11 protein-coding genes are annotated in these 11,869 nt (G+C 56.8%); 6 read left to right on the top strand and 5 right to left on the bottom strand.

Annotation, left to right across the window (positions count from 1 at the left end):
- The first annotated feature begins 35 nt into the window (after positions 1-35).
- The 5 genes from ftsZ to mutT all read left to right on the top strand — a co-directional run bounded on the left by ftsZ (position 36) and on the right by mutT (position 6,244).
- Positions 36-1,187: a cell division protein FtsZ gene (ftsZ, locus tag SPE70_RS03915; RefSeq protein WP_002888628.1), complete on the top strand. Its 1,152-nt coding sequence runs from the start codon at positions 36-38 to the stop codon at positions 1,185-1,187.
- A gap of 100 nt (positions 1,188-1,287) precedes the next feature.
- Positions 1,288-2,205, top strand: coding sequence for a UDP-3-O-acyl-N-acetylglucosamine deacetylase (lpxC, locus tag SPE70_RS03920; RefSeq protein WP_002888632.1), 918 nt, complete (start codon positions 1,288-1,290; stop codon positions 2,203-2,205).
- Between the two features lie 323 nt (positions 2,206-2,528).
- Positions 2,529-3,026, top strand: a complete 498-nt coding sequence (gene secM, locus SPE70_RS03925) for a secA translation cis-regulator SecM (RefSeq protein WP_049245540.1) — start codon at positions 2,529-2,531, stop codon at positions 3,024-3,026.
- Positions 3,027-3,088: 62 nt separating this feature from the next.
- Positions 3,089-5,794 carry a preprotein translocase subunit SecA gene (gene secA, locus SPE70_RS03930; RefSeq protein WP_012542851.1) on the top strand — a complete coding sequence of 902 codons (2,706 nt, stop codon included), beginning with the start codon at positions 3,089-3,091 and terminating at the stop codon, positions 5,792-5,794.
- 57 nt (positions 5,795-5,851) lie between these two features.
- A complete protein-coding gene (gene mutT, locus SPE70_RS03935; RefSeq protein ID WP_012968936.1) occupies positions 5,852-6,244 on the top strand; it encodes an 8-oxo-dGTP diphosphatase MutT in 393 nt (130 codons plus the stop codon).
- Between the two features lie 52 nt (positions 6,245-6,296).
- On the opposite strand, the gene yacG is transcribed toward mutT, so the two are convergent.
- From yacG to coaE, 3 genes are read right to left on the bottom strand one after another with little or no spacing between them, the layout of a single operon-like run.
- Positions 6,297-6,491 (bottom strand): DNA gyrase inhibitor YacG, encoded by a 195-nt coding sequence (gene yacG / locus SPE70_RS03940; protein ID WP_008807425.1) that lies wholly within the window; start codon positions 6,489-6,491, stop codon positions 6,297-6,299.
- Between the two features lie 9 nt (positions 6,492-6,500).
- A complete protein-coding gene (gene zapD / locus SPE70_RS03945; protein ID WP_008807424.1) occupies positions 6,501-7,244 on the bottom strand; it encodes a cell division protein ZapD in 744 nt (247 codons plus the stop codon).
- Positions 7,244-7,864, bottom strand: a complete 621-nt coding sequence (gene coaE, locus SPE70_RS03950; RefSeq protein WP_008807423.1) for a dephospho-CoA kinase — start codon at positions 7,862-7,864, stop codon at positions 7,244-7,246. The genes zapD and coaE overlap by 1 nt, the downstream gene beginning before the upstream one ends.
- A 343-nt stretch (positions 7,865-8,207) precedes the next feature.
- On the opposite strand from coaE, the gene SPE70_RS03955 reads away from it, so the two are divergent.
- The gene (locus tag SPE70_RS03955) at positions 8,208-9,251 is read left to right on the top strand and encodes a GMP reductase (RefSeq protein WP_022066125.1); all 1,044 of its coding nucleotides are present in this window, start codon (positions 8,208-8,210) and stop codon (positions 9,249-9,251) included.
- A gap of 36 nt (positions 9,252-9,287) precedes the next feature.
- Here the strand turns inward: SPE70_RS03955 and hofC are convergent, their stop codons facing one another.
- Positions 9,288-10,493, bottom strand: coding sequence for a protein transport protein HofC (gene hofC / locus SPE70_RS03960; RefSeq protein WP_022066124.1), 1,206 nt, complete (start codon positions 10,491-10,493; stop codon positions 9,288-9,290).
- Positions 10,483-11,868, bottom strand: coding sequence for a type II secretion system protein GspE (gspE, locus tag SPE70_RS03965; RefSeq protein WP_064170619.1), 1,386 nt, complete (start codon positions 11,866-11,868; stop codon positions 10,483-10,485). The genes hofC and gspE overlap by 11 nt, the downstream gene beginning before the upstream one ends.
- Between the last annotated feature and the right edge of the window lies 1 nt (position 11,869).

Below are 11,869 nucleotides of genomic sequence, written 5' to 3' on the forward strand. Positions count from 1 at the left end.
GTTCTCAGGCGACAGGCACAAGACGGAGAGAAACTATGTTTGAACCTATGGAACTGACCAACGACGCGGTGATTAAAGTCATCGGCGTCGGTGGCGGCGGCGGTAACGCCGTTGAACACATGGTGCGCGAGCGCATTGAGGGTGTTGAATTCTTCGCGGTGAACACCGATGCGCAGGCGCTGCGTAAAACGGCTGTTGGCCAGACTATCCAGATCGGTAGCGGTATTACCAAAGGTCTGGGTGCGGGCGCGAACCCGGAAGTCGGCCGCAATGCGGCGGACGAAGACCGCGAAGCGCTGCGTGCGGCCCTTGATGGCGCAGACATGGTGTTCATCGCGGCAGGCATGGGCGGCGGTACCGGTACCGGTGCGGCGCCAGTGGTTGCGGAAGTGGCGAAGGATCTGGGTATCCTCACCGTTGCGGTGGTCACGAAGCCGTTTAATTTCGAAGGCAAGAAGCGCATGGCGTTTGCTGAGCAGGGGATCACCGAGCTGTCCAAGCACGTTGACTCACTGATCACCATCCCGAACGACAAGCTGCTGAAAGTACTCGGCCGTGGTATTTCTCTGCTCGACGCGTTCGGCGCGGCAAACGATGTACTGAAAGGCGCGGTGCAGGGTATCGCCGAACTGATTACGCGTCCGGGCCTGATGAACGTCGACTTCGCGGACGTCCGTACCGTGATGTCAGAAATGGGCTACGCGATGATGGGCTCCGGCGTGGCGAGTGGTGAAGACCGTGCGGAAGAAGCGGCTGAAATGGCTATCTCTTCTCCGCTGCTGGAAGATATCGACCTGTCCGGCGCGCGCGGCGTACTGGTTAACATTACTGCGGGCTTCGACCTGCGTCTGGATGAGTTCGAAACCGTGGGTAACACCATCCGTGCCTTTGCGTCGGATAACGCGACCGTGGTTATCGGGACCTCTCTGGACCCGGATATGAACGACGAGCTGCGCGTGACCGTGGTGGCGACTGGTATCGGCATGGACAAGCGTCCGGAAATTACCCTGGTGACCAACAAACAGGTTCAGCAGCCGGTGATGGATCGCTACCAGCAGCACGGTATGTCGCCGCTGACGCAAGAGCAGAAGCCGGCAGCAAAAGTGGTGAACGACAATACGCCGCAAACCGCGAAAGAGCCGGATTATCTGGATATCCCAGCCTTCCTGCGTAAGCAAGCCGATTAAGAATCGACTGGAAGTTGGGCATCTGCGCTCTTTGTGCTAAACTGGCCTCCCGATAGTGGTGTACACTTCGGTTGGATAGGTAAATTGGCGAGATTATACGATGATCAAACAAAGGACTCTTAAACGTATCGTTCAGGCGACTGGTGTCGGTTTGCATACCGGCAAGAAAGTCACACTGACGTTACGCCCTGCGCCGGCAAATACCGGGGTCATCTATCGTCGCACCGACTTGAATCCACCGGTAGATTTTCCGGCTGATGCCAAATCTGTGCGTGATACCATGCTCTGTACTTGCCTGGTTAATGAGCATGACGTGCGGATTTCTACGGTTGAACACCTGAACGCCGCATTGGCTGGCCTGGGTATCGACAACATTATTGTTGAAGTCGACGCACCGGAAATCCCGATTATGGACGGCAGTGCGGCTCCGTTCGTTTATCTGTTGCTGGACGCCGGCATCGATGAACTGAACTGCGCCAAGAAATTTGTTCGTATCAAAGAGACGGTTCGCGTCGAAGATGGCGACAAATGGGCTGAATTCAAACCGTACAATGGTTTTTCGCTGGATTTCACCATCGATTTTAACCATCCGGCGATTGATGCCAGCACCCAGCGCTATACGCTGAACTTCTCGGCCGATGCGTTCATGCGTCAGATTAGCCGTGCGCGTACCTTCGGTTTTATGCGCGATATCGAATATCTGCAGTCCCGCGGCCTGTGCCTGGGCGGCAGCTTCGATTGTGCCATCGTTGTTGACGATTATCGCGTACTGAACGAAGACGGTCTGCGCTTTGAAGACGAATTTGTTCGCCACAAAATGCTGGATGCGATCGGTGACCTGTTTATGTGTGGTCACAACATTATCGGCGCATTCACGGCGTACAAATCGGGTCACGCGTTGAATAACAAACTGCTGCAGGCGGTCCTGGCAAAACAGGAAGCCTGGGAGTATGTGACCTTCGAAGACGACGCAAAACTGCCTATGGCGTTCCGCGCACCGTCGATGGTTCTGGCGTAAGCCTGACCATTCAGTAAATTCGACTGGTAACCTGGTACTCTCTCCGACCAGGGAACCAGTCGTTTTTCTTTTATAACCCCTTCCAGTTATTTTTCGCAGTGATTGTCGGGCAATAATTAGCGCGCGTTCGCTGTTTTATTAAGCGTTTTCCCCGGGCAATCGCCTTCATTCATGCTGCCTCAGCGCGGTAATAATGTTAGTATTTGAGCGCAAAATTATTTCTCCGGGTTGCTTTACCCCGTGGATGTCAGGGTGTCCTGCAAAAAACGCTAATTAAGAGGCGGCCTGAACGACGACGGGTATACCAACGAAAGGTAATGAAAGTGAGTGGATTGCTGACGCGCTGGCGACAGTTTGGCAGACGGTATTTTTGGCCGCATCTCCTGTTGGGGATGGTCGCGGCCAGCTTCGGCCTGCCCGCGCTTAGCAACAGCCACGAAACTGCGACGCCGGCGAAGGCAACGTCCAGCAACCATAATCCGAGCAAAGTTAACTTCTCTCAGCTGGCGCTGCTGGAGAGTAATCGTCGGCCGAACTTTACCGTCGACTACTGGCATCAGCACGCCATTCGCACCGTTATTCGTCATCTCTCCTTCGCGATGGCGCCACAGGCATTGCCGGTGGCGGAAGAAACTTCCCCGCTGCAGGCCCAACATCTGGCGCTGCTTGATACGCTCAGCGCGCTGCTGACCCAGGACAGCACGCCGCCGGTGGTGATCCGCCAGGTGGCTTACATCTCTTCCTCATATTCTGCCTTCCGCGTGAGCGCCTGGATTAGCCAGGTGGCGGGGATCCGCGCAGGACCTCAACGTCTCAGCTGAAAATAACCACGGACCATCCTATTTTTTGTGACTCCGCACCGCGGGGCGTTTGAGATTTTATTATGCTTATTAAAATGTTAACTAAGGTTTTCGGCAGCCGTAACGACCGTACGCTGCGTCGTATGCGCAAAGTTGTCAATATCATCAACGGTATGGAACCGGCGATGGAAAAACTCTCTGATGACGAGCTGAAAGCGAAAACTGCTGAATTCCGCGCGCGCCTGGAAAAAGGCGAAGTGCTGGAAAACCTGATCCCGGAAGCCTTTGCCGTCGTTCGCGAAGCCAGTAAGCGTGTGTTCGGCATGCGCCACTTCGACGTCCAGCTGCTGGGCGGTATGGTGCTTAACGATCGCTGCATCGCCGAGATGCGTACTGGTGAAGGTAAAACGCTGACCGCGACCCTGCCGGCGTACCTCAACGCGCTGACCGGTAAAGGCGTCCACGTGGTGACCGTCAACGACTATCTGGCGCAGCGTGACGCCGAAAACAACCGTCCGCTGTTCGAATTCCTTGGTATGAGCGTGGGCATCAATATGTCCGGTCTGCCGGCGCCGGCGAAGCGTGAAGCCTACGCGGCCGACATTACCTACGGCACCAACAACGAATACGGCTTCGACTATCTGCGCGACAACATGGCCTTCAGCCCGGAAGAGCGCGTTCAACGTAAACTGCACTATGCGCTGGTGGATGAGGTGGACTCCATCCTGATCGACGAAGCGCGTACCCCGCTGATCATTTCCGGTCCGGCGGAAGACAGCTCTGAAATGTACCGTAAGGTAAACAAAATCATCCCGCACCTGATCCGTCAGGAAAAAGAGGATTCGGATACCTTTACCGGTGAAGGCCACTTCTCTGTTGATGAGAAAGCCCGCCAGGTTAACCTGACCGAACGCGGTCTGGTGCTCATCGAAGAGCTGCTGGTGCAGGAAGGCATTATGGAAGAAGGTGAGTCGCTGTACTCCCCGACCAACATCATGCTGATGCACCATGTGACCGCCGCGCTGCGCGCCCATGCGTTGTTCACCCGCGACGTTGACTACATCGTTAAAGATGGCGAAGTTATCATCGTCGATGAGCACACTGGCCGTACGATGCAAGGCCGCCGTTGGTCCGATGGTCTGCACCAGGCGGTGGAAGCCAAAGAAGGCGTGGAGATCCAGAACGAAAACCAGACTCTGGCCTCTATCACCTTCCAGAACTACTTCCGCCTGTACGAGAAACTGGCGGGGATGACCGGTACAGCGGATACCGAAGCCTTCGAATTCAGCTCTATCTATAAGCTGGATACCGTTGTCGTGCCGACCAACCGTCCGATGATCCGTAAGGACATGGCGGATCTGGTCTATATGACCGAAGCGGAAAAAATTCAGGCGATTATCGAAGATATTAAAACCCGCACCGCTGCCGGCCAGCCGGTGCTGGTGGGGACTATCTCGATCGAAAAATCCGAAGTAGTTTCGCGCGAGCTGACCAAAGCCGGCATCAAGCACAACGTACTGAACGCCAAGTTCCACGCCAGCGAAGCGGATATCGTCGCCCAGGCGGGTTATCCGGCAGCGGTGACCATTGCCACCAACATGGCGGGTCGTGGTACCGATATTATGCTCGGCGGTAGCTGGCAGGCGGAAGTCGCCGCGCTGGAAAATCCGACGGCGGAACAGATTGAAAAAATCAAAGCGGACTGGCAGGTGCGCCATGATGCGGTTCTGGCCGCAGGCGGTCTACACATTATCGGTACTGAGCGTCATGAATCACGCCGTATCGATAACCAGCTGCGTGGCCGTGCGGGTCGTCAGGGTGATGCCGGTTCTTCCCGCTTCTACCTGTCGATGGAAGATGCCCTGATGCGTATCTTCGCCTCCGATCGTGTGTCCGGCATGATGCGCAAACTGGGGATGAAACCGGGTGAAGCCATCGAGCACCCATGGGTGACTAAGGCTATCGCCAACGCCCAGCGTAAAGTGGAAAGCCGTAACTTTGATATTCGTAAGCAGCTGCTGGAATATGATGATGTGGCTAACGACCAGCGCCGCGCGATCTACACTCAGCGTAACGAACTGCTGGACGTGTCTGATGTCAGCGAAACCATCAACAGCATCCGCGAAGACGTCTTTAAAGCGACTATCGATGCGCATATTCCGCCGCAGTCGCTGGAAGAGATGTGGGATATTGAAGGCCTGCAGGAGCGTCTGAAAAACGACTTCGACCTCGAGCTGCCGATCAAAGAGTGGCTGGATAAAGAGCCAGAGCTGCATGAAGAGACCCTGCGTGAACGTATTCTGCAGAGCGCGGTAGAAACTTACCAGCGTAAAGAAGAAGTGGTCGGTGCCGAGATGATGCGTCACTTTGAGAAAGGTGTGATGCTGCAGACCCTGGACTCCCTGTGGAAAGAGCACCTGGCAGCGATGGACTATCTGCGTCAGGGTATCCATCTGCGTGGCTATGCGCAGAAAGATCCGAAGCAGGAGTACAAGCGCGAATCGTTCTCTATGTTTGCTGCGATGCTGGAGTCACTGAAGTATGAAGTGATTAGCACCCTGAGCAAAGTCCAGGTGCGTATGCCGGAAGAAGTCGAAGCGATGGAGCAACAGCGTCGTGAAGAAGCCGAGCGCCTGGCGCAGATGCAGCAGCTCAGCCATCAGAGCGACGATGAGGCCGCTGCCGAGGATCTGGCGGCACAAACCGGCGAGCGTAAAGTGGGGCGTAACGATCCCTGTCCGTGCGGTTCCGGTAAAAAATATAAACAGTGCCACGGCCGTCTGAGCTAAGGCCTGATAAAAAAACAAAGGCGCAGAGTTCTGCGCCTTTTTTATGGAGCTGATTCAATGAAAAAACTGCAAATCGCCGTCGGGATAATTCGCAATCCGCAAGGCGAAATCTTTATTACCCAGCGCGCCGCTGATGCCCATATGGCGAATAAGCTGGAGTTCCCGGGCGGGAAGATTGAATCTGATGAGACGCCGGAGCAGGCGCTAATTCGCGAGCTGCAGGAAGAGGTTGGAATTACGGTAAGGTCTGCAACGCTATTTGATAAGCTGGAGTATCAGTTCCCTGACCGCCATATAACGCTGTGGTTTTTCCTTGTGGAAAGTTGGCAAGGCGAGCCATGGGGTAAAGAAGGGCAACCGGGACGGTGGATGGCGGGTCAGACACTGGATCCAGAGGCGTTCCCCCCGGCGAATGAACCGGTTATCAACAAACTTATCGGCCTGGGCTGAGCGTCAGGCTACAACGCTAACCCGATAATTATCGGGTTAGCGTGCCGGTAAATCAGGGCTGCTGCTCGCTCCAGTCATCGCTGTCGGAGAGATCGCCCGCACTGGGGATGCGTTTCTCTTCTGCGGCCCATTCTCCCAGATCGATCAGCTGACAGCGCTTGCTGCAGAATGGACGAAAGGGACTCTGCTCACCCCACACCACGTTTTTGCCGCAGGTCGGGCAGTTGACGATGGTCTCTTCAGACATGTTATCTCCTTAGCAGCAGGCCAGTTCAAAATCAAAGCGCTCCGGCACGATCCCATACTCACTGTCCAGCGGCAGGAAACGGATAGCGAAACGGCTCTTATGGCCGGAGATCTGCGGATACAGCTGGTGAGCCAGATCGAGACGCAGACGTAGCAGATCGGCATCTTCGCCATTATCCTGGTAAAAGCCATTGAGGCTGGTCTGTTTGCGAAACAGCGCAGAGTTACGGATCAGGTCGAGGATCAGGTTCAGGGACTGGATCAGCGGATCGAGGCTGGCGAGCCAGCTGGCCACCTGCTCGTCCCGATGCGCCTGTGGCATATGGAGCCAGATATGCAGGGTCGGTAAATCGAAGCTGCAGCAGCCGCCTGGAATACTCAGGCGCTGACGCACCAGCGCAATCAGGCGATCTTCACGCAGAAACTGGCCAATACGCGGCGCGGCCATCAGGGTGCTGGAGGATTGCTTCAGCTGCTGGCGCAGTTCGTTAATGCGCTCCTGATCGACGCCCGGTACTTCAGCCCAGGACTGGAGCTTGCGCTGCTGGCGCTCCAGTTCTTTAACCAGGTCGGTACGCACCTCGCCACGCTCCAGCACATCCAACAGATCGCCGGCGTTACGGAAAAAATGGAGCGCATCGGCATGAGTGGCAATCATCGGATGGAAAGCCATTTGCTGGATCAGAAATTCGATGCGCAGCCAGGTACGCATTTTCTCATTAAGAGGATGTTCAAACAGAACGGGGGTATGCATTACGAGTTTTCCTGTGAGGCGGCCTGCGATGCCAGCATTAAATACTTTTCGTGCAGGCGGGCAACATCCGATGCCACTGCATCCGGCGTGCCAGTGTTTTCAATAACATCGTCCGCGACGGCCAGGCGCTGCTCGCGCGTGGCCTGAGCGGCAAGAATATGTTCAGCATGTTCGCGGCTGACCTTGTCACGCAGCATGGTGCGTTCGATCTGCGTTTCTTTTGGCACATCGACGACCAGTACGCGATCGGCCTGACCGGACAGGCGGTTTTCGACCAGCAAAGGTACGACCCAGAGGAGATAAGGGGAGGTAGCAGCCTGCATCTGGCGGCGCGTTTCCTGCTGGATCAGCGGATGCAACAGCGCGTTAAGCCAGGCTTTATCCTCCACGTGAGCAAAAATTTTTTCCCGCAGCAGGCGGCGGTTCAGCGTGCCGTCGGGGGCAATCATCTGCGACCCAAAGTGGCCGGCGATGGCCTGGAGCGCTGGGGTGCCAGGTTCGACCACCTGGCGGGCGATAACATCGGCATCAACAACGTTAACCCCGAGCTGCGCGAAGGCGTCTGCGACCGTGCTTTTACCGCTGCCGATCCCACCTGTTAACGCGACTGTGTACCCCATATCTTCTGACCCTGAAACGGATTGCTCGTATTTTTTGCATTCAGACAGCGATGACTGGCCGCACGTCGGAGAGGTGATAGTGATCATGTCGTGATAGTCACGTGCCAACCGGGATCGCCGCCCGCTATTCTGTTTCTTTTAATCAAGAAAATCAAATGGTTAAAAATAATACGCTGGCGAGGAAAGGCATAAGCGCTTTTTTCTCCATTCACCAGGTAAATTTATACGATTGTAGCGTAAAAAAAGTGAAAATCGCAGTCTTGCGCAGGCCTGATTCGTGCGTATGATAACGTCACTGGAGTTGTGCTCTCACAATAATGCAATTAACCCCAGGAATTCGCACATGCGTATTGAAGAAGATCTGAAGCTTGGTTTCAAAGACGTTCTTATCCGCCCGAAACGCTCTACTCTCAAAAGCCGTTCTGATGTTGAGCTGGAACGTGAATTCACTTTCAAACATTCAGGCCAGACCTGGTCCGGTGTGCCAATTATTGCGGCCAACATGGATACCGTCGGCACCTTCAGTATGGCGCAAGCACTGGCCACTTTTGGTATTCTGACCGCGGTACACAAGCACTACACCGTTGAGGAATGGCAGGCGTTTGTACAGGGCGCGTCCGCAGACGTCCTCAAGCATGTGATGGTTTCCACCGGCACTTCCGATGCGGATTTCGAAAAGACGCAACAGATCCTCTCTCAGAATCCGCAACTGAAATTTGTGTGCATCGACGTGGCTAACGGCTACTCTGAGCACTTCGTGCAGTTTGTGGCGAAAGCTCGTGAAGCCTGGCCGCAGAAAACCATTATCGCCGGAAACGTGGTCACTGGTGAAATGTGCGAAGAGCTGATCCTCTCCGGCGCCGATATTGTGAAAGTCGGGATTGGCCCGGGTTCCGTCTGCACTACCCGCGTCAAAACTGGCGTCGGCTATCCGCAGCTCTCCGCCGTGATCGAGTGCGCTGATGCGGCGCACGGCCTGGGCGGCCAGATCATCAGCGACGGGGGATGCACCATGCCGGGTGATGTGGCGAAAGCTTTCGGCGGCGGCGCCGATTTCGTGATGCTCGGCGGCATGCTGGCGGGCCATGAAGAGAGCGGCGGAACCATCGTTGAAGAGAACGGGGAAAAATTCATGCTGTTCTATGGCATGAGCTCCGAGTCGGCGATGACGCGCCATGTGGGCGGTGTCGCGAAATACCGCGCGGCGGAAGGTAAAACCGTTAAGCTACCGCTGCGTGGCCCGGTGGATAATACTGCTCGCGATATCCTTGGCGGCCTGCGTTCAGCCTGCACCTATGTTGGCGCGTCGCGTCTGAAAGAGCTGACCAAACGGACGACCTTTATCCGCGTTCAGGAACAAGAGAACCGGATATTCAATAGCCTGTAAGCGGCTTCGCTGGCGCCTGTGCTGCGCCAGCGTTTCTCACCCTCCCGCCCCGCCAATGGCATCGCCCAGATGAAAAACGGGCAAATACATCGCCACCACCAGAATGCCGACCAGTGAACCGGTTATCACCAGCATGATGGGTTCGAGATGCGCAGCCAGACTGTCGGCTCGCTGATGCGTTTGCTCTCGATGATGGTGCGCCAGATTTTCCAGCATTTGATCCAGCGCCCCCGCGCTTTCACCCGTACGGATGAGCTGCAGGCACAGCGGAGTAAAACCGCCGCACCGGCTTAACGCCTGCCAAATCGGTTCCCCCTGGGCTATCAGCGTACGGGCTTGCGCCAGGCGCTGGCGCCAGAGTGGGCACGACAGAGTTGCTTCAACACTTTGCAAACCCTGCAGAAAGCTAATACCGGCGCTTTGGGTTAACGCCAGGATGGTAAAGATCAGGCTCAGCTGTTGGCCGCCGATCAGGGGGCCGATGAGAGGGAGCGCGTTCAGCAATCGCTGGCGACGCAGCAACCAGTCGCTACGCCGCCGGACCAGCTGGTTGAGCAGCAGCGGGCTCAGGAAAAGGGCCAGCAGTAGCGGCCAGCCGCGACTTAGCATGTCGCCTGCCGCAACGACCATCCGCGTCAACAGCGGCAGCGGCGTACTGAACGTCTGGTAGATAGCGGTGAACTCGGGCAGGACAAAATAGAGCATCCCCAGCACCACCAGCAGCGCCAGGGCGAGTACGATCAGCGGGTAACGCAGCGCTTTTTTGACCTTGCCGGCGAGCCGCTGCTGCTCCTGCTGTTGGTTGGCCAGCTGCTGGCAGCAAATATCGAGCTTGCCTGTCAGTTCGCCGGTGCTAATCATCGCCAGATAAAGCGGCGGAAAGGCTTGAGGCCACTGCGCCAGCGCGGTAGTGAAAGCTACACCCTGAGCCAGTTCGCGGCCCAGGGACTCAAGCAGCGCTTGCCATTGCGGGTGTGGTTGCTGCTGCGCCAGCAGAGATAAACCGTCCGCCAGCGGCAGGCCGGCCTGCAGCAGGGTGGCGAGCTGACGGATCGTTTCGCTACTGTAGCGTGGGTGCCAGAGATTCAGCTTCACTGCACAGCGGCGCACGGCCAGCGGCATGACGCGCTGCTGCTGAAGGTCGTGCAGCACCTCCAGACGACTGGCTTGCCATAGCATCCCCTGGCAAGGGGCGCCGTGCGCATCGATACCGCGCCAGCGCCAGAGACGCTTAGTCGCCATGGGGGATCCCCAGCACCCGCACCACCTCTTCAAGGCTGGTCAGCCCCTGTTCGATAGCCTGACAACCGCTTTCAAAAAGCGTCATCATCCCCTCGGCTCGCGCCAGAGATTCAATCTCAATGGCATTCAGCCCCTGGACTATTCCCTGGCGTAACCCGGGGGTGACAGGCATGACCTCAAACAGCGCCAGCCTGCCGTGATAACCGTGATAACAGTGATCGCAGCCAGCCGCCTGCCAGCGCGGCAGCGGGCGTGGCCACAGGCTGTGCGGCAGGTCGGCGGCGCTACCGACATTGCGCCGACAGTGGGGGCACAGCTTGCGGACCAGGCGCTGGGCGATAACCAGCGAGAGCGCTGAAGATATCATCCAGCGGGCGATGCCCATCTGCTGCAGGCGGGTGAGGGTTTCGCTGGTGGAGTTGGTGTGCAGGGTGGAAAGCACCAGATGGCCGGTCTGGGCGGCTTTCAGGGCTATTTCAGCGGTCTCGGCGTCACGAATCTCGCCTACCATGACAATATCCGGATCCTGGCGTAACAGGGCGCGGAGTACGCTGTGAAAGGTGAGCCCGGAACGCGGATTAATTTGCGTCTGATTCATCCCGGCGATGGGGATCTCCAGCGGATCCTCGACGCTACAGATGTTCACTTGCTCCCGGTTTCTGGCCTGCAGGGCGCTGTAGAGGGTCACCGTTTTACCGCTTCCGGTCGGGCCGGTGACCAGCAGTAGACCCTGCGGCTGATTAAGCGCCTGGCGAAAAGCCGCCAGCTGGGACGAGGAGAGTCCGAGGGCCTCCAGATCCAGGGCCTGGTCAACCTGATGCAGAAGACGCAGGACAATTTTTTCGCCATAGCGGCAGGGTAGAGTGGCGATGCGAAAGGAGAGCGGTCGTCCGCCGAGGTTCAGCGCGAACTGACCATCCTGTGGTAAACGATGCTCGGCGATATCGAGACTGGCCATGACCTTGAGTCGCGCGATAACCGGTGCCGCCAGCTCGGGGGCCAGCAACGGCAGGGCATGGAGGACGCCATCGACCCGCAGGCGGATGCGTAAATGCGTTTCCGTGGGTTCGATATGAATATCGGACGCCCGCTGACGCAGAGCCTGTTCGAGGATCTGGTTGACCCGTTCGGCGATATTCTCTGGCCCCGCGTTTTGCGCCAGTTGCGCCTGCTTTTCCTGGGCCTGCAGACGCTTGTCCATCTGTTCCTGGCTCCAGCATTCAATATCGATTCGCTTTTGCGTCGCGAAGCGCAGCGCCTCCATCAGCTCCGCCGGTGGGGTATCGACCACCGCAATGGCTATTGTCTGCTCGTCGCTATGCAGTAACATGGCGTGATAGCGGCGACAGAGAGGGATCAGCTGTTCTGTTTTCATG

This window comes from Klebsiella sp. ZJOU C1 (assembly GCF_035620215.1).
Classification (GTDB): Bacteria; Pseudomonadota; Gammaproteobacteria; order Enterobacterales; family Enterobacteriaceae; genus Klebsiella; species Klebsiella variicola.